Source organism: Mesorhizobium ciceri biovar biserrulae, assembly GCF_001618845.1.
Taxonomy (GTDB): Bacteria; Pseudomonadota; Alphaproteobacteria; order Rhizobiales; family Rhizobiaceae; genus Mesorhizobium; species Mesorhizobium ciceri.
Genome location: NZ_CP015064.1, coordinates 5,980,811 through 6,000,450 on the forward strand (window position 1 = coordinate 5,980,811; position 19,640 = coordinate 6,000,450).

At 63.6% G+C, this 19,640-nt stretch carries 22 protein-coding genes; 8 read left to right on the plus strand and 14 right to left on the minus strand.

Annotated elements, in window-relative coordinates:
- Positions 1 to 4 precede the first annotated feature (4 nt).
- From A4R29_RS35155 to A4R29_RS28265, 4 genes are all read left to right on the plus strand, one after another.
- The gene (locus A4R29_RS35155; protein WP_063173346.1) at positions 5 to 190 is read left to right on the plus strand and encodes a hypothetical protein; all 186 of its coding nucleotides are present in this window, start codon (positions 5 to 7) and stop codon (positions 188 to 190) included.
- Entirely contained in the window at positions 187 to 519 is a 333-nt protein-coding gene (locus A4R29_RS35160) for a GNAT family N-acetyltransferase (protein ID WP_063173347.1), read from the plus strand. Before A4R29_RS35155 ends, A4R29_RS35160 begins: the two co-directional genes overlap by 4 nt.
- 104 nt (positions 520 to 623) lie before the next feature.
- Positions 624 to 1,706: a glycosyltransferase family 9 protein gene (locus A4R29_RS28260; protein ID WP_063173348.1), complete on the plus strand. Its 1,083-nt coding sequence runs from the start codon at positions 624 to 626 to the stop codon at positions 1,704 to 1,706.
- Positions 1,707 to 1,973: 267 nt separating this feature from the next.
- Positions 1,974 to 2,648, plus strand: a complete 675-nt coding sequence (locus A4R29_RS28265) for a hypothetical protein (RefSeq protein WP_050596349.1) — start codon at positions 1,974 to 1,976, stop codon at positions 2,646 to 2,648.
- Positions 2,649 to 2,676: 28 nt separating this feature from the next.
- On the opposite strand, the gene A4R29_RS28270 is transcribed toward A4R29_RS28265, so the two are convergent.
- The 7 genes from A4R29_RS28270 to tesB form a co-directional block, all read right to left on the minus strand.
- The gene (locus A4R29_RS28270; RefSeq protein WP_013528894.1) at positions 2,677 to 3,483 is read right to left on the minus strand and encodes an exodeoxyribonuclease III; all 807 of its coding nucleotides are present in this window, start codon (positions 3,481 to 3,483) and stop codon (positions 2,677 to 2,679) included.
- Positions 3,484 to 3,655: 172 nt separating this feature from the next.
- Complete coding sequence (locus tag A4R29_RS28275; protein WP_024505000.1) at positions 3,656 to 4,339, minus strand: outer-membrane lipoprotein carrier protein LolA; 684 nt, start codon at positions 4,337 to 4,339, stop codon at positions 3,656 to 3,658.
- A gap of 151 nt (positions 4,340 to 4,490) precedes the next feature.
- Positions 4,491 to 7,166 (minus strand): DNA translocase FtsK, encoded by a 2,676-nt coding sequence (locus tag A4R29_RS28280; protein WP_063173349.1) that lies wholly within the window; start codon positions 7,164 to 7,166, stop codon positions 4,491 to 4,493.
- 259 nt (positions 7,167 to 7,425) lie between these two features.
- The gene (locus tag A4R29_RS28285; protein ID WP_013528891.1) at positions 7,426 to 7,701 is read right to left on the minus strand and encodes a hypothetical protein; all 276 of its coding nucleotides are present in this window, start codon (positions 7,699 to 7,701) and stop codon (positions 7,426 to 7,428) included.
- Between the two features lie 325 nt (positions 7,702 to 8,026).
- On the minus strand, positions 8,027 to 9,382 hold the full coding sequence (locus A4R29_RS28290; protein WP_027163308.1) for an ammonium transporter: 1,356 nt from the start codon (positions 9,380 to 9,382) through the stop codon (positions 8,027 to 8,029).
- Between the two features lie 31 nt (positions 9,383 to 9,413).
- Positions 9,414 to 9,752 (minus strand): P-II family nitrogen regulator, encoded by a 339-nt coding sequence (locus A4R29_RS28295; RefSeq protein WP_013528889.1) that lies wholly within the window; start codon positions 9,750 to 9,752, stop codon positions 9,414 to 9,416.
- Positions 9,753 to 9,969: 217 nt separating this feature from the next.
- A complete protein-coding gene (gene tesB, locus A4R29_RS28300) occupies positions 9,970 to 10,845 on the minus strand; it encodes an acyl-CoA thioesterase II (protein WP_013528888.1) in 876 nt (291 codons plus the stop codon).
- Positions 10,846 to 10,941: 96 nt separating this feature from the next.
- Between tesB and A4R29_RS28305 the strand changes: the two genes are divergently transcribed.
- A complete protein-coding gene (locus tag A4R29_RS28305; RefSeq protein WP_027163307.1) occupies positions 10,942 to 12,201 on the plus strand; it encodes a ubiquinone biosynthesis hydroxylase in 1,260 nt (419 codons plus the stop codon).
- A 10-nt stretch (positions 12,202 to 12,211) separates the two neighbouring features.
- Here A4R29_RS28305 and A4R29_RS28310 read toward each other — a convergent pair whose 3' ends face one another.
- From A4R29_RS28310 to A4R29_RS28320, 3 genes are all read right to left on the minus strand, one after another.
- The gene (locus A4R29_RS28310; protein WP_024504998.1) at positions 12,212 to 12,739 is read right to left on the minus strand and encodes a hypothetical protein; all 528 of its coding nucleotides are present in this window, start codon (positions 12,737 to 12,739) and stop codon (positions 12,212 to 12,214) included.
- Positions 12,740 to 12,878: 139 nt separating this feature from the next.
- Positions 12,879 to 13,235 (minus strand): YciI family protein, encoded by a 357-nt coding sequence (locus A4R29_RS28315; protein WP_063173350.1) that lies wholly within the window; start codon positions 13,233 to 13,235, stop codon positions 12,879 to 12,881.
- Complete coding sequence (locus A4R29_RS28320; RefSeq protein ID WP_024504996.1) at positions 13,232 to 13,453, minus strand: hypothetical protein; 222 nt, start codon at positions 13,451 to 13,453, stop codon at positions 13,232 to 13,234. The genes A4R29_RS28315 and A4R29_RS28320 overlap by 4 nt, the downstream gene beginning before the upstream one ends.
- 220 nt (positions 13,454 to 13,673) lie before the next feature.
- On the opposite strand from A4R29_RS28320, the gene A4R29_RS28325 reads away from it, so the two are divergent.
- Positions 13,674 to 14,099, plus strand: a complete 426-nt coding sequence (locus A4R29_RS28325) for an OsmC family protein (protein WP_013528883.1) — start codon at positions 13,674 to 13,676, stop codon at positions 14,097 to 14,099.
- A 62-nt stretch (positions 14,100 to 14,161) separates the two neighbouring features.
- On the opposite strand, the gene A4R29_RS28330 is transcribed toward A4R29_RS28325, so the two are convergent.
- Complete coding sequence (locus tag A4R29_RS28330; protein ID WP_013528882.1) at positions 14,162 to 15,133, minus strand: helix-turn-helix transcriptional regulator; 972 nt, start codon at positions 15,131 to 15,133, stop codon at positions 14,162 to 14,164.
- A gap of 324 nt (positions 15,134 to 15,457) precedes the next feature.
- Between A4R29_RS28330 and A4R29_RS28335 the strand changes: the two genes are divergently transcribed.
- Both A4R29_RS28335 and A4R29_RS28340 read left to right on the plus strand, forming a co-directional pair.
- A complete protein-coding gene (locus A4R29_RS28335; protein ID WP_013528880.1) occupies positions 15,458 to 15,811 on the plus strand; it encodes a hypothetical protein in 354 nt (117 codons plus the stop codon).
- Positions 15,805 to 16,344, plus strand: coding sequence for an META domain-containing protein (locus tag A4R29_RS28340; RefSeq protein ID WP_027163304.1), 540 nt, complete (start codon positions 15,805 to 15,807; stop codon positions 16,342 to 16,344). Before A4R29_RS28335 ends, A4R29_RS28340 begins: the two co-directional genes overlap by 7 nt.
- 2 nt (positions 16,345 to 16,346) lie before the next feature.
- Here the strand turns inward: A4R29_RS28340 and A4R29_RS28345 are convergent, their stop codons facing one another.
- From A4R29_RS28345 to sdhA, 3 genes are read right to left on the minus strand one after another with little or no spacing between them, the layout of a single operon-like run.
- Entirely contained in the window at positions 16,347 to 16,982 is a 636-nt protein-coding gene (locus tag A4R29_RS28345; RefSeq protein ID WP_027163303.1) for a YceH family protein, read from the minus strand.
- Between the two features lie 32 nt (positions 16,983 to 17,014).
- Positions 17,015 to 17,794, minus strand: coding sequence for a succinate dehydrogenase iron-sulfur subunit (locus tag A4R29_RS28350; RefSeq protein WP_013528877.1), 780 nt, complete (start codon positions 17,792 to 17,794; stop codon positions 17,015 to 17,017).
- Between the two features lie 9 nt (positions 17,795 to 17,803).
- Positions 17,804 to 19,639 (minus strand): succinate dehydrogenase flavoprotein subunit, encoded by a 1,836-nt coding sequence (sdhA, locus tag A4R29_RS28355; protein ID WP_063169528.1) that lies wholly within the window; start codon positions 19,637 to 19,639, stop codon positions 17,804 to 17,806.
- Position 19,640: the final 1 nt, after the last annotated feature.

Consider the following 19,640-nt stretch of genomic DNA (forward strand, 5'->3'; position numbering starts at 1 on the left):
GCGAATGAACTTTGAGCTCGTACGCGCTGGCGAAAATGACTTGCCCTTCATCATGGCGACCGAACGCCGCGAGGGTTATGACGCCTTGGTCGGGCGCTGGGACGAGGCGCGTCATCGCCAAGCCCTTCTCGATGATGCTCATGCCTATTTTGTCGGCGTCGACGGTTCAGAGAGCCGATCGGCTTCGTGATCCTTCGCCAATGGGCCTCGGTCGAGCGCGTGACACTGGTCAAGCGCATCGCCGTCACCGCACCAGGACAGGGCCACGGCAGGATGCTGCTGGCGGCCGCGGTTGATCGGGTTTTCCTCGAGACCGACGCCTATCGGCTCTGCATCGGCCTTTTCCCGGACAATCATCGCGCCCGCCGCGCCTACGAAGCTGTCGGTTTCACCGCCGAAGGTATCGCGCGCGGCAGCGCGTTCTTCAAAGGTGTGCATCGCGACGAGCTGGTCATGGCGCAGCTGCGGCCGGAGTGGGAAAAACGCCGACGGCTTGGCCATTCCGCGGCGCGAACTTGAGCGGCGAGCTTCGTTGACAGGCTAGAGGTGAAATCCTACAGAGCCTCGAAGGCGGCCGGCGCAGCAGGCGCCATCACCACCAGGCTCCTTGGGGGGAGCGAGGCATGCTGCCAGTTCGGTACGAGACGATCATCTTGTATTCGCGGAATGACGCGTTCGGCGACGGGTTGATCCGGATTCCGGCTTTGCGCGCCGCCAGAACGGCATTCCCCGACAGTTTCATCGTCTACGGAACCACCCGGTCGTCGTCCCTTGAACATAGCCTCAATCGCCATGCCCGCCATTTGGTCGATGCGATCAATGTGCGGACGCCCCTGGCGCGCCTGATCGCCGGTCACAGCAAGGGCAAGGGGCAATTGGCCGTCGTCGATTTCCGCATCTCGGCGCGTTGGCTGCTTCAAGCCTCGGCATCACTGCTCGGCCGCGGCATCGCCTATGAGGCAAACTTTCCGGCTTTCGCCCTTTCCTGGCGCCTGGGTCACAGGCCTGAAGCACGACCCGGGCACAATGCCTGGCGCTACCATCGCCTCATCGAACGCCTTGCCGGCAAGCGGCTGCCTTTCGATCATCGGCTGGAGCCTAGCCCGGCCGCACGAGCGGCGGCCAGGAGCCTTGCGGACGACAAGCATGCTCCCTTGATCATTATCGCGGCGCATGGCAGCGCCAGCAAGCGCATGTCGGCGGATCAGGTTGCCGCAATCGCCGACAGCCTGATCGCCGACGGGGCGAACCTTCTCTATGTGAAAACCCCCGGCGATGGTCCCGATATGGCTGAGCTGGCTCAGCGCGTGCCGAAGCTGCGGCTTATCGATTCCGCCGCGATCGGAGGTGTCGATATCGGTGACATCTTGCTGGCGCTCGGCGAGTTTGCCGATCTTTACATCGGCGCCGAAGGCGGTACCGCACATCTCATGGCAACGGTGATGACGCCGATGGTTATCCTCAATGGCGGCGCCAACATGGCCCGTTGGAGGCCGCTTTCGAACTGCGTGGACGTGATCGCGACCCGCCATGCCAGCCCGACCGGCCTGGTCGCCGATGTCCCGGCGCCGGCAATCATCGAAGCGGCGCAACGGATGCTGGCGACACGCCGCCGCGACCATCCCCATCTGCCGGATCTCGCAGGCCTGTCAGCGCAGCAGCCCTGGGGCAACGACATGCGTGAAGACGTGAAGCGCGCCGTTTGAGTTCGAATTTATTTGGACGCGCTTCGAAGCGTGCTGGGATTCAGGTCGGGCATTTGCAGGCCGGCCTCCCCTGAACATCGGCGCCATGGTACAATGGGTTCGGTGGAGCGAAGCGCTGCAACCGTTCGATGCTGACCACCGGCACAATGCAGGCGGAGTTCTCGGCGCGGCAGAACTGGCAGCCATCGTACTGGATTAGGCATAGGTCAGCACTTCTTGATCTTTGATTCCAATGGAGTTCCTCTCAGTCCTCAATGAGAATAGCTAATGCCAGAGAACAGCGCGCCGAACACAAAGCATGGCGGCGAATGGACAATAGCCTGGCGCTTGGTCGTGGTGGCGGCGGCGGCGATCAACGTTGCGATGCTCTTGGCCGCGCTGTTCGTCGCGCAAATTCGTGGTCTGGACGCGTGGATCTTTTATCGAGATCCATCCGCAGCCGCCGGAGTCGGTTTCTATACGGGGTGGATTTCGTCCCTGGGTGCTTCGCTATGGATCGGCTCCGGCGCCGCAACCCTGTTTGCTGGCCTGCTCACGCGCCGATGGGATTGCACGTTTCTCGGCGGCCTTACCCTCCTCTTGGGCCTCGATGACCTGTTGTTGATCCATGAGGACGTGCTGCCCATTGTTGGGATACCAGAGATCGTTCCGATGATTGCCTACGCCGCCGCCGGGTTGTTCTGGTTCTTCCGGCTGCGACGAAAAACATTCGACGGCACGATCATCTTTGTGGCCGCAGGCTTCCTGCTGGCGATGTCAGCATCGATCGACCAGCTCGGAGAGCTGTTTCCTACCCCCGGTTCTGCGGCCGCCATCGCCGAGGACGTCGTCAAAGAGCTTGGCATCTTCCTTTGGGCGGCAGGTGCCGTTGGGTACGCGGCGATGGTGACACGATTGGGCCGCCCGTGGGTGGATCCAGCCGGTCCCAACTCTACAGACTGACTGCCGCACGCGGGCATTTTCGACCAGACTAGTCCAGATCGAACCGCGCGATGACAGGCACATGGTCCGACGGGCGCTCCCAGCCGCGCGCCAGACGCAGGATCTCGTAGCCGGAAAAGCTGGGCACAAGGTTCGGCGACGACCAGACGTGGTCGAGGCGGCGGCCGCGATTGGACAGCTCCCAATCCTGCGCGCGATAGCTCCACCAGGTGTAGAGCTTCTGCTCATCCGGCACGTTGAGTCGCATCAGGTCGACCCAGTTGCCGGCGCGACGCATCGCCTCGAAATTTTCCGTCTCGACCGGCGTGTGGCTGACCACGTTGAGCAATTGCTTGTGCGACCAGACGTCATGTTCGAGCGGGGCGATGTTGAGGTCGCCGACCAGCACCGAGCCGGACACCTCGTCATGTTCTGCCCGGATGGCATTCATCTCGGCAACGAAATCGAGCTTGTGCTTGAACTTCCTGTTGATGACGGGATCCGGTTCGTCGCCGCCCGCCGGGACGTAGAAATTATGCAGCAGGATCGCCTTGCCGCCGGCCCGCACCGTCACCGAGAGGTGCCGGCTGTCCTCGATTTCGCAAAAGCGTCGCTTTTCGACCAATTCGATCGGCCGCCGCGCCACGGTTGCTACGCCGTGGTAGCCCTTCTGGCCATGGAAGGCGATGTGCTCGTAGCCGAGCTTGCGGAAAGCCTTCTCGGGGAACAGTTCGTCGGGAACCTTGGTTTCCTGCAGGCACAGCACGTCGGGCGCATGCTCGACGAGCAGGCGCTCGACGATCGGCATGCGAAGGCGAACGGAGTTGATGTTCCAGGTGGCGATGGAGAAGGGCATTTGGCAATCCAGGACAGCGTGCAACCGGCCAGAACCGATGGGTCCCGGCGGGGAAGACGCCTTTTGACGGAGTCGGTCCGGGAAATTGCCAGCCGCAGGCCGCAAAGACAAGCCGGGCAACGCCCGACGAGGCGCGGCCCTGTGCTTTCCACAGCTATTGGAGCGTTTGAAGCTAGCGCGCCTTGTTGGTGTTGAGCTCGCGGTTCGCCGTGTAGTCGATGGCGAAAGTATCCGGCGCGAAGCTGACGCCTTCCTTGGTGTTGAAGATCATCACCGTCGTATCCTTGCCCTGCGCGTCGGTGATCGTCCACTGCCGCAAGTCGAAGGTTTTCGGATCGAACATCATGGTGATCTTCGAATTGCCGAACACCGATTTGTCGGCGAGCTGGATGGTTGTGAGGTCGTCCTCCTGCTTGACGCTTTTGACGCGGTCGCCGGAGAGGTCGATCCTGTTGTCGAGCAGCAGCTTCAAGGGTGTCTTCGACAGCGGATAGAGATCGGACGTGTTGAGCCTCTTGTTCAGGATGACCACCGACTGGCCGTCTGAAATCACCCGGAAGTTCGAAGAGCCGTCGTAGTTGAAGCGGATCTTGCCTGGCCGTTCGAGGAAGAACTTGCCGCCGGTCTGCTCGCCCTTGGGGCCGAACTGCACGAATTCGCCGCTCATCGATTTGACCGACGAAAAATGATCGGCGATCTTCTGCGCAGCGGCCGGCACAGCCGCCTGCGCCGAAGCCAGCACCTGGAAGCCGGGCACCGCGTTGAAGGCTGCCGCCCCCGCAAACGCCAGGCCGAGGCCCAGCAACTGACGCCGGGATGGAGCAAATGTGCTGAGCGCTGAAAGATCGTTTTTCATGTCGGTCACTCTCGTCTGATTCCTGAGTTGTTCTGTGCTTGGACCCCCAGTTGGGCTGAAATTTGGCGGGTCGGGCGTCCCTCCGTCGCTTCAACGCCTTGAAAGGTTCAAGGTTGCCGGACCGGGATGTCGCAAGGGTCAGGCTTTCTGGTCAGAACTTGTCCTCTTCGGTCGGCACCAGGATCTCGCGCTTGCCGGCATGGTTGGCCGGGCCGACGATACCTTCCTTCTCCATCTTCTCGATGATCGAGGCAGCGCGGTTATAGCCGATGCCCAGCCGGCGCTGGATATAGCTGGTCGAGGCCTTGCCATCGCGCAGCACCACGGAGACCGCCTGATCGTAAGGATCGTCGGAATCGTCGAAATTGCTGTTGCCGCCACCGCCGCTCGCTCCACCCTTGCCTGACGGCTCGTCGTCATCCTCGCCATCATCCTCGGTGATGGCGTCGAGATACTCCGGCACGCCCTGCAGCTTCAGATGCGCGACGATCTTCTCGACCTCTTCATCGGCGACGAACGGGCCGTGCACGCGCTGGATACGGCCGCCGCCGGCCATGTAGAGCATGTCGCCCATGCCGAGCAGCTGCTCGGCGCCCTGCTCGCCCAGAATGGTGCGGCTGTCGATCTTCGACGTCACCTGGAAGGAGATGCGGGTCGGGAAATTGGCCTTGATGGTGCCGGTGATGACGTCGACCGACGGCCGCTGCGTTGCCATGATGACATGGATGCCGGCGGCGCGCGCCATCTGCGCCAGGCGCTGCACGGCACCTTCGATGTCCTTGCCGGCGACCATCATCAGGTCGGCCATCTCGTCGATGATGACGACGATATAAGGCATCGGCTCGAGATCGAGGTTCTCGGTCTCGTAGATCGCCTCGCCGGTCTGGCGGTCGAAGCCGGTCTGAACGGTGCGCGAGATCTTCTCACCCTTTTTGTCCGCCTGGCTGACGCGGGCGTTGAAGCCGTCGATGTTGCGCACGCCGACTTTGGACATCTTGCGGTAGCGGTCCTCCATCTCGCGCACGGTCCATTTCAGCGCCACCACCGCCTTCTTCGGATCGGTGACGACGGGCGTCAGCAGATGCGGGATGCCGTCATAGACCGAGAGTTCCAGCATCTTCGGATCGATCATGATCAGCCGGCAGTCCTGCGGCGTCAGCCGGTAGAGCAGCGACAGGATCATGGTGTTGATGGCGACCGACTTGCCCGAGCCGGTGGTGCCGGCGACCAGCACGTGCGGCATCTTGGCGATGTCGACGATGACCGCCTCGCCATTGATGGTCTTGCCCAGCGCCAGTGCCAGCTTGGCCTTCGTCGTCTCGAAGTCGCGGCTGGCCAGGATCTCCCTGAGATAGACGGTTTCGCGCTTGGCGTTCGGCAGTTCGATGCCGATGGCGTTGCGGCCGGGCACCACCGCGACGCGGCAGGCGATGGCGCTCATCGAGCGGGCGATGTCGTCGGACAGGCCGATGACGCGCGACGATTTGATGCCGGGCGCCGGTTCGAGCTCATAGAGCGTGACGACCGGACCCGGACGGACGGCGATGATCTCGCCCTTGACGCCGAAATCCTCCAGCACGCCTTCGAGCAGGCGCGCATTCTGTTCCAGCGCGTCCTTGGACAGGCTGGCGTCGCGCACCACGTTCTTCGGCTCGGAGAGGAAGTGCAGCGACGGCATTTCGAATTTTTCAGAGCCGATCAGCGATGTCTGCGCCTCGCGCTGCACACGGGCGCCGGGCACGGGGCGCGCCGCCGGTGCCTCGACGCGCGTGGCGGCATCGGAACGGAACGGCTGTACCTTGGCGGTCGGCGCGCCTCGGCGTTGCACGACAGGCTCATCGTCGAAATCGGCATCCTCGCCCGCATTGTCGAAGCGGTCGTCGAAGATATCGGCATCGTCGGGGTCGAGCGAGGCGCTGCGGTCATTGACCATGGCGGCGAAGAATTCCGGCTCGACGCGGGCGCGGCCATCCTGGCTCATCCGCTGCTCGGCGAACTCGGCCGATTCGACCCGTTCGGCCGCGCGGCGCCAGGCGGTGGAGCGCTGCTCCATCTCCGGCTCGTACTCGTCCCGCTCCTGCCTGCGGCGCACGGCGCGGCGGTGCATCCACGCGCGCAGCGACAGCCACCAATGGGTGATGGCGCCGAGCGCCAGGATGCCCTCGTCGCCTTCGTCCTCGTCATTGTCGAACAAAAGGTCGTCCTCGCGCGGATCGACGGCGGGCTCGTCCTCCATCACGGCAAAGCCGTTCTTGCGTCCGATCAGCGCCGAGCCATGGGCGAAGAGCCACAGTGCGGGCGCCGAAAGCAGGATGGCGATGATGCTGGCGATCAGCCCGGTCGGATAGCCGCCGATGACGACACCGGGGATCTTCAGCACCATGTCGCCGAACACGCCGCCGAGGCCGGTGGGCAGCGGCCAGGTCTTGGGCGGCACCACGCAGCCGACCATCGCAGCGGCCAGCAGCGCGAAGCCGAACCAGGACAACCCGCGCTTGGGCAGCCTGTCGACGCCGCGCGCGGAAAACAGCAGGAAGCCCCAGATGACCGTCGGAACCAGGGCGGCGACGGCGGCGAGGCCGAAGAACTGCATGGCGAGGTCGGAGAACACGGCACCCGCATAGCCCATGGCGTTGGTGACGGTGTTGTTCGTCGCGTGGGAAAAACTCGGATCGGCGACATTCCAGGTGGCAAGGCTGGCAACGCCAAAGGCGGCCAGCGCGAACAGGCCGACGCCAACCAGCCGCCCGACCTGACGCCGCGCGAACGCCTGGATGCCGTGCCCCGTATCGGCCAGCGCGAGCGGTGCTGAAGCCCCTGAACGCATGCTCTTCCCCGTCTGTCGTGGACTCGCCGGGTGCGTGGCGCACTCCGGCAGATTCGGGTCTCAGACTATCGGTGGGAAGGTTAAGGGCGCATTAACTATAAGAGGTTGAGACGCTCAAACCTCATTACCGCCGGTTGAGCCGTATGAGGCAATGATTGACGACGGACCGATGGAGCTCCATCGAACGAAACAATGGCGGGCTGCCGGCCCGCCATTGGTCGTCTGAACAGAGATCGGGCCTCGGCCCGATCGCGGCAAATCAGTTGGCGCCGCCGAGCGCCTGCACATTGGCGCAGAATTCCGCATGCGGCTTGCTCATCGCCGCATCCTGGCATTCCTTCTTCATCGCTTCCTGCTTTTCCATCGGCATGGCCATGAAAGCTGTCTTGAAGTCCGCCATCGGCTTCATGGTTTTCATGCCGGAATCCGTGAAGAACGGCGCCATGTTGTCGGGCTCGTCCAGAGCACCGGCAAACGCCACGCCGCCGATCATGGAAAGAGCAAGCGCTCCGAGACAGATGTTCTTGAGGTTCATGAGATGGTTTCCTTCCCTGTTGTTTGGCACGAGCGTCAGAACGACGATCGTCCCCACGGTTCGGAACCAGAGCGGTCGTTGTTTCCTCAAAAAACATGATCACGCGAACGTGATTGCGTGAAGCCGGGCATTGCCGGAATGGCTTGCCAAAAAAAGAGGCCCGGATGCGATCCGGGCCTCAATGCGTGAACTCCTTTCGGGAGCGTCACGACGGGATCTTTCAAAGCAATTCCAGGAGAACTGTGCAGCGCTTTCCATTCGGAATTGCGTGGAGATATGGGGCCGGCGGGAGGAGGGTTCCGCCGGCCCCTTGGCTAAGCTGGCCTTACGGCACCACTTCGCCATGCTGGGAGATGTCGAGGCCTTCGACCTCTTCCTGGGTCGTCGGGCGCAGGCCGACAAGCGCCTTGACGATGTAGAGGAGCACGAAGGTGGCAATGCCGGTCCACACGATGGTGACGGCAACGCCGTAGATCTGCTTGCCGAGCGAAGCACCTGCGCCGAGGCTGTTGATCGCCGGGTCGGCGAGCACGCCGGTGAGCAGAGCGCCGACCACACCGCCGACGCCATGCACGCCGAAGGCGTCGAGCGAGTCGTCATAGCCGAACATGTGCTTGACCTTGACCGCCGAGAGGTAGCAGACGACGCCTGCGACGATGCCGACGATGAAGGCACCGGTCGGGTTGACGAAGCCGGAAGCCGGCGTCACCGCGACGAGGCCGGCAACCGCACCCGAGATGATGCCGAGCACGGAAGGCTTCTTGGCGACGATCCATTCGGCGAACATCCAGGCCAGTGCCGCCGCCGCGGTGGCAACCTGGGTGTTGAGCATGGCAGCGCCGGCAAGACCGTCGGCTGCCAGTTCCGAACCGGCGTTGAAGCCGAACCAGCCAACCCACAGCAGCGAAGCGCCGATCACCGAATAGACCAGGTTATGCGGCGCCATGTTGGTGGTGCCATAGCCTTCGCGCTTGCCGAGAACCAGCGCACAGACCAGACCGGCGACACCGGCATTGATGTGAACGACCGTACCGCCGGCAAAGTCGAGCACGCCCGCCGATCCGAGGAAGCCGCCACCCCAGACCCAATGCGCGATCGGCACGTAGACGACCAGCAGCCACAACGCCATGAAGATCAGCAGCGCCGAGAACTTCATGCGTTCGGCGAAGGCGCCGGCAATGAGCGCCGGCGTGATGATGGCGAATGTCATCTGGAACATCGAGAACACGAATTCAGGAATGTTGGCGACGCCCGGCAGCCACAGCGAGGCCGTGGTGATGCCGTGATGGAAGAACTTCGAGGTGCCGCCGATATAGCTGTTCACGCCGCCGCCGTCCGAGAAGGCCAGCGAATAGCCGAACATGAACCACAGCACCGTCACCAGGCAGGTGATGGCGAAGCTCTGCATGACGGTGGCGAGCACGTTCTTCTTGCGCACCATGCCGCCGTAGAACAGCGCCAGGCCCGGAATGGTCATCATCAGCACCAGCGCCGTCGAGGTCAGCATCCAGGCGGTGTTGCCGGTGTCGAGCACCGGGGTCGGGGCAGCAGCCGGCGCGGCCGCGGCTGCGGCCGGTGCCGCTTCCTGTGCGAAGGCGGCAACCGTGCCCAATGCTGCGAGAGTAAGCGAACCCAAAAGGGCAGCTCGTCCCGTCGTCTTCAAGGTGGAAGGAATATTCATTGAACTCTCCATTGGAATACGTGATCGCCGCTCAGAGCGCGTCGGTGTCTGTTTCGCCGGTGCGGATGCGCACCGCCTGATCGATGCCGAAAACGAAGATCTTGCCGTCGCCGATCTGGCCGGTCTTGGCGGCTGCGGTGATGGCTTCGACGGCCTTGTCGACCATGTCGGCACTGACCGCGACTTCGATCTTGATCTTCGGCAGGAAGCTGACCGCGTATTCCGCCCCGCGATAGATCTCCGTATGCCCTTTCTGACGCCCGTAGCCTTTGACTTCGGTGACGGTCAGGCCCTGGATGCCGACGGCGGTGAGCGCTTCGCGTACCTCGTCGAGCTTGAACGGCTTGATGATTGCCATCACGATTTTCATAAGGTTTCACCCTTTGCTGTTGCGGTCCCCCGCGTTTGTACACCTTCACCGATCCCAAAGAGCCGGAGAGTGCCCACAAGGATTCAAGCTCCGTGCCAAGTGCGGAAGCAGGGTGTTAACCCACTGTAAACAAAGAGATTAGGGAGTGCGCCGACGCAACCTGCCCACAGCTGCGGCGATACGCCTGCTTAAAAATTGGGCAAATTTCGAAAAATGCCTACTCTGCAGGCGATCGCTTGAGCCGGATCAGCCCTTCCTGCGCAACCGAGGCAATCAGCGTACCGTCGCGGGCAAACAGCGAGCCGCGTGTAAAGCCGCGCGAGCCCTGCGTCGACGGGCTGTCCTGCGTGTAGAGCATCCAGTCGTCGAGCGCATGGCTGCGGTGGAACCACATGGCGTGGTCGAGGCTCGCCGCCTGGATATCGCGATCGAAAATGGCGCGGCCATGCGCGAAGGTCGATGTGTCGAGCAGCGTCATGTCGGAGAGATAGGCGAGCACCGCTGCCTGGATGGCGCGGTCCGCCGGCACCGGACCGGTGGTGCGGATCCAGATGTTCTGCTTTGGCTCCAGCTTTTCGCGGCTGGTGTAATGCTTCAGCATCACCGGCTTCATCTCGATCGGCCGGTCGCGCTCCCAGTAGCGTTTGATCCCATCGGGCACCGCCTCGCCGAATTTGCCCAGCAATTCGCGTTGCGACAGCAATGTGTCCGGCCCCGGAACGTCCTGCGGCATCGGCACCTGGTGCTCCAGGCCGACCTCATCCTGCTGGAACGAGGCTTCGAGCGAAAAGATCGCCTGGCCGTGCTGGACCGCCACCACGCGCCGCGTGGTGAAGGAGCCGCCGTCGCGAATGCGGTCGACCTCGTAGACGATCGGCACCTTGGTGTCGCCGGGCCGCATGAAATAGCCGTGCAGCGAATGCACGTACCGATCGGGATCCACTGTCCGCTGCGCCGCCACCAGCGCCTGGGCGATGGTCTGGCCGCCGAACACGCGCTGCCAGTCGAGCAGCGGGCTGCGACCACGATACAGATTGTGTTCCAGCTTCTCGAGGTCGAGAATGCCGAGAAGCTCGTCCATGGCTGCCGTCATATTTCGCGCCCTCGCCGCAGAAGTGTTATGGCGGTTTCCGACAGGACGGACAGGCAGTCAAGGGCGCAAGACCCGGCCGGCGCAGGAGCGAAGATGATGGAACGCAAGGCGGACACGAAAAACAGATCCGGGCTCGATGTCCTGGTCGCCGGCGCCGGCTATGTCGGCCTGGCCGCCGCCGTATCGCTGAAACAGGCGCGACCGGGCCTCGCCATCGCTCTCGTCGATGCGGCACCTGCTGGCGCCTGGCAAAGGGATGGCCGCGCCTCGGCCATTGCCGCTGCCGCCTGCCGCATGCTCGACCAGCTCGGCGTGTGGGCCGAGATCGCACCCCAGGCGCAGGCGATCACTGAGATGATCATCACCGATTCGCGCACCGCCGATCCGGTGCGTCCGGTCTTCCTGACCTTCGGCGGCGAAGTGGCGCCGGGCGAGCCCTTTGCGCATATGGTCGCCAACAAGGTGCTGAACGGCGCCTTGCGGGCCAGCGCCGAAAGGCTCGGCATCGATATCATCGAAGGCGTCGCGGTGCAGGGCTTCGAGACCAACGGCAGTGGCATCACCGTGCATCTCGCCGACGGCGCAGCGCTGAAGGCGCGGCTGCTGGTCGCCGCCGACGGCGTCAACTCGAAGCTGCGCGACATGGCCGGCATCAAGACGGTGAAGTGGGAATATGGCCAGTCCGGCATCGTCTGCACGGTAGCGCATGAACGCCCGCACAATGGTCGCGCCGAAGAGCATTTCCTGCCGGCCGGGCCTTTCGCCACATTGCCGCTCAAACCCGGTGAGGACGGCACCAACCGCTCGTCGATCGTCTGGGTCGAGCGTACGCCCGATGCCGAGAAGCTGGTGGCCGGTGACGATCTCCTGTTCGAACACGAACTCGAGCAGCGTTTTGGCCTGAAGCTTGGCGAGATCCGCGTTACTGATGCGCCGCGCGCCTGGCCGCTCGGCTTGACCATTGCGCGTGCCTTCGTCGCGCCCCGCATCGCACTCGCCGGCGATGCCGCCCACGGCATCCACCCGATCGCCGGCCAGGGCCTCAATCTCGGCTTCAAGGATGTCGCGGCCCTTGCCGAGGTGATCGTCGAGGCCGACCGGCTCGGCCAGGACATCGGCGCGCTCGACGTCCTCGAACGCTACCAGCAGTGGCGCCGCTTCGACACGGTGCAGATGGGCATCACCACGGACGCGCTGAATCGGCTGTTTTCCAACGATATCGGCCCGCTGCGAACCGTCCGCGACATCGGCCTCGGCCTTGTCGAACGCATGCCGCGCCTGAAGGATTTTTTTATCCGGCAGGCGTCGGGGTTGTCCGCCAGCACGCCGCGATTGTTGAAGGGCGAGGCGATCTGAGCGCTATCGCTCAGTTGACCTCGAAACCCAGCTTCTGCCGCAGCCGCAATATCCTCTGGTCGGATATTTCGAGGCGTTTCTCGCCGCCCTGGGCGGCGCGGTTGACCATCTGCAGCAGATCGTTCCGCTCGGCGACATCGAGGCGTTCGCGCAGGAACGGCGCCAGCTTGTCGATGACGACGGTGGTGTCGTCGACCTGCGCCGCCGCCCATTTGGCGTAGATCACCGCCTCGTCGGTCTTCTTCTTGTCGGCGATCTCGGAAATCACCGCGCGGATGACAGCCTCGCGCTGCGGCAGGATGGGCCCATCCTCGGAAACGATTGATGTGATCAGCGTAGCCGCCGCTACGACCGGATCATCGATCGCCGTCAGAGGCGACAGAGCCGCCTGCTTGCGCAGCTTCTTGCGACGGATGTTGCCCTGCACGCGCCCGACAACGTCCGCAACCTCGCGAGCCGCGTCGTTCATCGCCTTCATCCGGTACCACCAGAACGCCGCCGCGCCCATCACGCCAAGGATAGCAATCAGGAAAGGCATGTCGAAATCCCCAAGAACCCCGGCGACGATAGGAGAACTCTCGCCTTGCTTCAACACGCAAAAGTTGCGCACCAAATGAACCGGGACGATCGTTCAATCGAACGCCTTGGTTTCCGCGTGGCTGTAGCACATGGCGGGGCTATGACCCCGGCACATTGTAGATCGCCCGCACCTCGATGGTGCCGATTTCGGCCAGCGGGATCTCGCCGGCGATCTCCAGCGCCTGGTCGAGATTGTCGGCCTCGATCATGACGAAGCCAAGCAACTGCTCCTTGGTTTCGGCGAACGGGCCGTCGGTGATCAGCCGCTTGCCCTGGCGTCGCCGCACCGTCTTCGACGTCTTCACCGATTGCAGCGCCTGCGCGACGATCAGCACCCCACGATGATCCAATGACCGGTCATGAGCCATCGAATCGGCATCGAGCTTGGCCAGACGCTCCGGCGTCATGGCATGGAGGTCGTTTTCCTCGCCATAGACCAGACAGACATATTTCATTTCCAGCTCCCTTGCTGTGACGAACCATAGGCGATCACGGTATCGGTTGAGTTCTTGCCGGCAGCGACATGGTCGAGAAGGCTGACCGCAATGCCGATGATTGCAACTGCCGCAAGCAGCCGGCCGAAGCCGGAGGGCGGCACATGCAGCGGGTCGCTTTTCCCTGGATCGGCCGTTCGGCAGGTGCTTGTCCAATGGGCAGAAAACAGATTGTTCATGCGAACCTCCATCCGCCACGAGAATCTGTGGCCGCCCGCAGGACGCTCGGGGCCGATGCAAGTCGACATTTTGCACGCACATTTTTTTCAAAAAAGATTCGGTGGGGCTCGCCGGTGCTGCATGCGCGCGCAAACAGCGCGGTGGCCTTCCCTCGCGCCCGCGCTATAGTTGGGAGGAACGCCGCCTGGCCGGCGCCACCGCTGTAATAAGGAGGAATTCATGGACCGCACCGCAAACGCCGTCTGGAAAGGCAATCTGAAAGAGGGCACGGGCACGCTCGACACCCAGAGCGGAACCCTGAAGGGCACGCCCTATTCGTTCAAAGCGCGCTTCGAGGACGAGAGCGGCAAATCCGGCACCAACCCTGAAGAGCTGATCGCGGCGGCGCACGCCGGCTGCTTTGCCATGCAGTTTTCGCATTTCCTGGCCGAGAACGGCACCCCCGCCACCGAACTCGACGCCAAGGCCGTGGTGACGCTGGTTCCCGGCACCGGGATCACCGGCAGCGCCCTCACAGTGGTCGGCAAGGTCCCGGGCATCGACGCGGCGAAGTTCAAGGAATTGGCCGAAAAGGCCAAGGCCGGCTGTCCGGTCTCGAAGGCGCTCGGCGCCATAAACGTATCGCTCGACGCCAAGCTCGGCTGAAGGCCCGAACGGCAAATTCATCCAGAAACCGCTGGCCCTTGGGCCGGCGTTTTCGTTTGCGGTCAGCCCTTCAACGCGGCCGCCCGCACATCCGATGGCGTCGCGCCGTAGCGCCGCCGGAACGCCCGGTTGAAATAGGAGAGGTCGTTGAAGCCTGCCTCGAAGGCGATCGCCGTGATGCTGCGTCCGGCATGACGAGGATTGCTGAGCATCCGATGCGCGCGCAACAGGCGCTGGCACAGCATGAAATCCGACAGCGACGTGCCTTCGCTCTCGAACAGTTTTCTGATGTAGCGGGCCGAAAGGCGGTGACGGCGGGCGATGTCTTCGGCCGACAGGTCGCCGCCATGGGCTGTTATTTCGGCCTTGATGGCACGCAGCCGCGCCACGCGCACGCCTCGGCCCCGGGCGATTTCTGCCGCGTCTCGGGTGGCACCCATGGCCAGAGCGACGAGATCGAAAATATGCGTCGTCGCCAGATGCCAGGCCTCCGGGGTCAGCACGTCGCCGGCATCCTGGATCGACCTGACATAGTCGAGCAGCAGCCGCATCGCCCCGCCGGAGGTTGGCAGCGGCTGCATCAGCGCCGGCGCCGGGTCGCCGATCAGCGGTGACAGTGCCTTGAGCGAGAAGCTCATATTGACGAAGCGAAGACCGCCTGGCTGGATGACATTGAGGCCGACCTCCTCGCCGCTCATCATCAGCGCCTGGCCGTTGCCGACCGGCTCCTCGCGGCCGCGATGCTTCATCACGCTTGCGCCATCGAGGGCGACCAGGAGGACGAGATCGTCGCTGTCGATCAGCGACGTCGAATGATGGACGCGGAATTCCGAACACGTGCCCGTGGCGATGCCGAGGCCAGGCAACGCGCGCACCTGCATATCGACATGCGTCGGGCCGAGTGGATCGAGATCGACCTTGAGCACCGTGCGGCCATAGACCTCGCGCATGACCTCGACGCGATCCCGCTCCGGAAGCGCGTCCGTCATCAGTCGGAACGAGGCGGTTGGCCCCATCGTCGCCGTCACCGGCATCCCCCATGCCTCAGGTCAATCAGAAGCGGCGTGATATGCGCCGCGCCTCCGAAAACGTCAATACAGGGCCGTTTGGGCCGTTTTTAGGGCCGCTGCGTCCAAGCTGCCCGCTTTTGCCGGACCTAGTTTGCAGCGCGTTTCCGATCAGGAAGCGCATCGCAAACAGCCACAAGGGGGTTCGATGTATCATTTGCAATTGTTCAGGACACTGTCGGGGCTCGCCTCGGCAGGCTTCAATCCACGCGTCTATCTGTTGTCCATCGCTCTCGGCGGAACCGTCGCCGACCATCGCGATCCGAAGCGGCCGTGTGGGGAGCGTCGGCCATGAGCGTCCGGCATACAGTCCTGGCGGCACCGGTCCTGTGCCTCGGCCTATCGGGCTGCGTCGGCATCAACCCGGTTTCTGCGGTCGTCGGCATGGCCGGCATGGCGGCGGCCAACTCCGCCGGCATGGCGCAATCGAGCGTCATCAGCCCGCAGGAGCAGGCGAAGTACGCCTCGATGTCCTGTGCGGATCTGCGGCAATTGATGGCAGGTTACGAAGAGGCGAAGAATCATGGGCCGTCGGTCAAGAAATACGGCGGCATGGCGCCGGCCGGCAAGACGGCGATCGTCAACAATGTCATCGGCACGCGGCTTGTCTATCTCCGGCAGCTTGTTGCGAGCAAAGGATGTTGAGGGCCTCGTCACACCACGCCTGCCGGGCGGCACTTGTCGGGCTTGCCGGCTGGCTGGCCTTCAGCGCCGGCGGCGCTTACGGCCAGGGCAAGGGACCGACGACACGCTCGCGCCTCGGTGCGATGCCGGGAGCGCTCGTCGGCAAGTGGGGTTTTGCAGTTGCCAGCGGCAATTATTGCGACACATTCAGCAACTGCGATCCAGGCAGCGGCGGCAGCGTCACCTTTACCTTCGGGGCTGACGGGCGCACCTATTACGCGCTGTTCCAATCGTCTCTGGTCGACGGCTGCGGTCAGGTCCGGTCGCTGACCCTGAAAACCGGCAAGGCCTCCGTGCGCGGTTCGACCCTGGTTTTCACGCCGACGGCAGGAACCTACAAATCCGTCAATGGTTGCCGGCCCGACCTTACGGGCCTCTGGAAATTCAAGCCCGGTGACCTGAAGCCGGTCTCCTTGCGTTGGCAACTGGACGGCAACCAGTTGCGGCTGATCGACCCCGACGGCGAAGCGAGCGGCGTTTACTCGAGGAGGTGAACCTAGCGCTCGCCGGTCAGCGCGTCGATGCGGGCGCGTAACATTGCAATCTCCTCCTCGAGGGCGCTGACGCGCTCCTCGAGGCCGGAGGCAGATGAAGCAGCCGACGCAGCCTGCATGGCGATGGGGGCGATCTGCGGAATCCCGCTCAGCAGATGGACGTAACGCTCCTCGCGCTGGCCCGGTCCGCGTGGGATTTCCTGGATGAGTGGCGGTCGGCGGCCGATCAGCATGTCGAGCTCGGCGCGCAAATCTTCGATCGACGAAAACCGTGCCATGCGCTCGGTGCGCGCCGACAATTCATGGGCCGTCTGCGGCCCGCGCAGCAACAGCAAGCCGATCAAGGCGGTCTGCGGTGTGGTCAGCGAGAAGCGCTGCGCCATCTGGTGCTCGTAGCGCTCGACACGCGAACCGAACATCTGCCGCACCAGCCCCTTTTGTTCGAGCAGCTTCAGCCCCCGGTGCACCTCGCTCTGCTCCAGCGCCATCACCGGCTCGCGCGCCGTCTTCTGGTTGGCGGCGGCCAGTGCCGCGTTGAGCGTCAGCGGATAGACATCCGGCGTCAGCTCCTTCTTCTCGATCAGGCAGCCGAGAATGCGAGCTTCCACAGGGGAAAGGATGGGAAGGTCATCGCTCATTGGATTACTCTCGCCGGCAACCAACCAACCGCCTAAACCCTTCTCTCCACCATCATCTTCTTGATCTCCGCGATCGCCTTGGCCGGGTTGAGGCCTTTGGGGCAGGTCTGCGCGCAGTTCATGATGGTGTGGCAGCGATAGAGCCGGAACGGGTCTTCGAGATTGTCGAGCCGCTCGCCGGTGGCCTCGTCGCGGCTATCGATCAGCCAGCGATAGGCCTGCAGAAGCGTTGCCGGGCCGAGATAGCGGTCGCCGTTCCACCAATAGCTCGGGCACGAGGTCGAGCAGCAGGCGCACAATATGCATTCATAGAGCCCGTCGAGCTTCTCGCGGTCCTCATGGCTCTGCAGCCACTCCTTGGCCGGCTCCGGCGACACCGTCTTCAGCCAAGGCTGGATCGACGCGTGCTGGGCGTAGAAATTGGTGAGGTCGGGCACCAGATCCTTGACCACCTGCATATGCGGCAGCGGGTAGACTTTTACCGCGCCCGAAATGTCGTCGCAGCCCTTGGTGCAGGCGAGCGTGTTGGAACCGTCGATGTTCATGGCGCAGGAGCCGCAAATGCCTTCGCGGCAGGAACGCCGCAAGGTCAGCGTCGGGTCGATCTTGTTCTTGATCCACAGCAGCGCGTCGAGCACCATCGGCCCGCAGTCGTCCATGTCGACGAAATAGGTATCGATGCGCGGGTTCTCGTCGTCGTCCGGCGACCAGCGATAGATGCGGTATTCCCGCAGATTGGTGGCGCCCTCCGGCTTCGGCCAGGTCTTGCCCGGCTTGATCTGCGAATTCTTGGGGAGCGTGAGTTCAACCATGTTCGATCCTCAATACACTCTGGCCTTGGGCGCGATCTTGGCGAGGCTGATGCCGCCGTCCTTTTCAGCCAGCTGCGGCTCGGTGTGCACCGGCCGGTAGGAGAGTGCCACCTCGCCGTCTTCGCTCAGCCTGGCCAGCGTATGCTTGCGCCAGACCGCGTCGTCGCGCGCCGAAAAGTCCTCGCGTGCGTGCGCGCCACGGCTCTCCTTGCGCGCCTCGGCGCTGTAGACCGTGGTGATGGCATTGGCCATCAGGTTTTCCAGCTCCAGCGTTTCGACCAGATCGGAGTTCCAGATCATCGAGCGGTCGGACACTTTGATGTCCTTCAACTCGCCCCAGATCTGCGAAATGCGCTTACAGCCATTTTCGAGCGACTCCTGCGTGCGGAATACGGCCGCGTCTTCCTGCATCGCCTTCTGCATCTTTTCACGCAGCACCGCCGTCGGTGTCGAGCCGTTGGCGTAACGCAGCCGGTCGAAGCGGTCCATGATCTTTTCGACCGAGGCTTCGTTGGGCGAAGGGATCGCCGACTTGCGGTCGATGACCTGGCCGGCGCGGATCGCCGCCGCGCGGCCGAACACCACAAGATCGATCAACGAATTCGAACCGAGCCTGTTGGCGCCGTGCACGGAGGCGCAGCCGGCTTCGCCGACAGCCATCAATCCGGGCGACACCTGGTCTGGATTGAGCGCCGTCGGATTGAGCACCTCGCCCCAGTAATTGGTCGGCACGCCGCCCATATTGTAGTGGACCGTGGGCAGCACCGGGATCGGCTCCTTGGTCAGGTCGACACCGGCAAAGATCTTGGCCGATTCCGAAATGCCCGGCAGCCGCTCATGCAGGACGGCGGGATCGAGATGGTCGAGATGCAGGAAGATGTGGTCCTTGTTCTTGCCGACGCCGCGGCCTTCGCGGATCTCCAGCGTCATGCAGCGCGAGACGACGTCGCGCGAGGCAAGGTCCTTGGCTGACGGCGCGTAGCGCTCCATGAAGCGCTCGCCCTCGGAATTGACGAGATAGCCGCCCTCGCCGCGCGCACCCTCGGTGATCAGGCAGCCGGCGCCATAGATGCCGGTCGGGTGGAATTGCACGAACTCCATGTCCTGCAGCGGAAAGCCGGCACGCGCGGCCATGCCGCCGCCGTCGCCGGTGCAGGTGTGCGCCGAGGTGGCCGAGAAATAGGCGCGGCCATAGCCGCCGGTCGCCAGCACCACCATCTTGGCCGAGAAGCGGTGGATGGTGCCGTCATCCAGGTTCCAGGCGACGACACCGGTGCAGGTGCCGTCCGGCTCCATGATCAGGTCGAGCGCGAAATACTCGATGAAGAACTGCGCATTGTTCTTCAGCGACTGGCCGTAAAGCGTATGCAGGATGGCATGCCCGGTGCGGTCGGCGGCGGCACAGGTGCGCTGCACGGGGGGACCTTCGCCATAGTTCATCATGTGGCCGCCGAACGGCCGCTGGTAGATCTTGCCCTCTTCGGTGCGCGAAAACGGCACGCCGTAATGTTCGAGCTCGTAGACCGCGGCCGGCGCCTCGCGCACCAGATATTCCATGGCGTCGACATCGCCCAGCCAGTCCGAGCCCTTGACGGTGTCGTACATGTGCCATTGCCAGGAATCGGGACCCATGTTGGACAGCGAGGCGGCAATGCCGCCTTGCGCCGCCACCGTGTGCGAGCGGGTCGGGAACACCTTGCTGATGCAGGCGGTGCGCAGCCCCTGTTCGGCCATGCCGAGCGTGGCGCGCAGGCCGGCGCCGCCGGCGCCAACGACCACCACGTCGAACTTGTGGTCGACAAGGGTATAGCCTGCCGTGTTGGCTTGTTTCGCGTCCTTGGCCAAC

Excerpts from the sequence above, each read along its gene's own strand:
- A4R29_RS35155 (WP_063173346.1), top strand. The coding sequence starts at position 5 with ATGAACTTTGAGCTCGTACGCGCTGGCGAAAATGACTTGCCCTTCATC.
- A4R29_RS28260 (WP_063173348.1), top strand. The coding sequence starts at position 624 with ATGCTGCCAGTTCGGTACGAGACGATCATCTTGTATTCGCGGAATGAC.
- A4R29_RS28265 (WP_050596349.1), top strand. The coding sequence starts at position 1,974 with ATGCCAGAGAACAGCGCGCCGAACACAAAGCATGGCGGCGAATGGACA.
- A4R29_RS28270 (WP_013528894.1), bottom strand. The coding sequence starts at position 3,483 with ATGCCCTTCTCCATCGCCACCTGGAACATCAACTCCGTTCGCCTTCGC.
- A4R29_RS28275 (WP_024505000.1), bottom strand. The coding sequence starts at position 4,339 with ATGAAAAACGATCTTTCAGCGCTCAGCACATTTGCTCCATCCCGGCGT.
- A4R29_RS28280 (WP_063173349.1), bottom strand. The coding sequence starts at position 7,166 with ATGCGTTCAGGGGCTTCAGCACCGCTCGCGCTGGCCGATACGGGGCAC.
- A4R29_RS28285 (WP_013528891.1), bottom strand. The coding sequence starts at position 7,701 with ATGAACCTCAAGAACATCTGTCTCGGAGCGCTTGCTCTTTCCATGATC.
- A4R29_RS28290 (WP_027163308.1), bottom strand. The coding sequence starts at position 9,382 with ATGAATATTCCTTCCACCTTGAAGACGACGGGACGAGCTGCCCTTTTG.
- A4R29_RS28295 (WP_013528889.1), bottom strand. The coding sequence starts at position 9,752 with ATGAAAATCGTGATGGCAATCATCAAGCCGTTCAAGCTCGACGAGGTA.
- tesB (WP_013528888.1), bottom strand. The coding sequence starts at position 10,845 with ATGACGGCAGCCATGGACGAGCTTCTCGGCATTCTCGACCTCGAGAAG.
- A4R29_RS28305 (WP_027163307.1), top strand. The coding sequence starts at position 10,942 with ATGGAACGCAAGGCGGACACGAAAAACAGATCCGGGCTCGATGTCCTG.
- A4R29_RS28310 (WP_024504998.1), bottom strand. The coding sequence starts at position 12,739 with ATGCCTTTCCTGATTGCTATCCTTGGCGTGATGGGCGCGGCGGCGTTC.
- A4R29_RS28315 (WP_063173350.1), bottom strand. The coding sequence starts at position 13,235 with ATGAAATATGTCTGTCTGGTCTATGGCGAGGAAAACGACCTCCATGCC.
- A4R29_RS28320 (WP_024504996.1), bottom strand. The coding sequence starts at position 13,453 with ATGAACAATCTGTTTTCTGCCCATTGGACAAGCACCTGCCGAACGGCC.
- A4R29_RS28325 (WP_013528883.1), top strand. The coding sequence starts at position 13,674 with ATGGACCGCACCGCAAACGCCGTCTGGAAAGGCAATCTGAAAGAGGGC.
- A4R29_RS28330 (WP_013528882.1), bottom strand. The coding sequence starts at position 15,133 with ATGCCGGTGACGGCGACGATGGGGCCAACCGCCTCGTTCCGACTGATG.
- A4R29_RS28335 (WP_013528880.1), top strand. The coding sequence starts at position 15,458 with ATGAGCGTCCGGCATACAGTCCTGGCGGCACCGGTCCTGTGCCTCGGC.
- A4R29_RS28340 (WP_027163304.1), top strand. The coding sequence starts at position 15,805 with ATGTTGAGGGCCTCGTCACACCACGCCTGCCGGGCGGCACTTGTCGGG.
- A4R29_RS28345 (WP_027163303.1), bottom strand. The coding sequence starts at position 16,982 with ATGAGCGATGACCTTCCCATCCTTTCCCCTGTGGAAGCTCGCATTCTC.
- A4R29_RS28350 (WP_013528877.1), bottom strand. The coding sequence starts at position 17,794 with ATGGTTGAACTCACGCTCCCCAAGAATTCGCAGATCAAGCCGGGCAAG.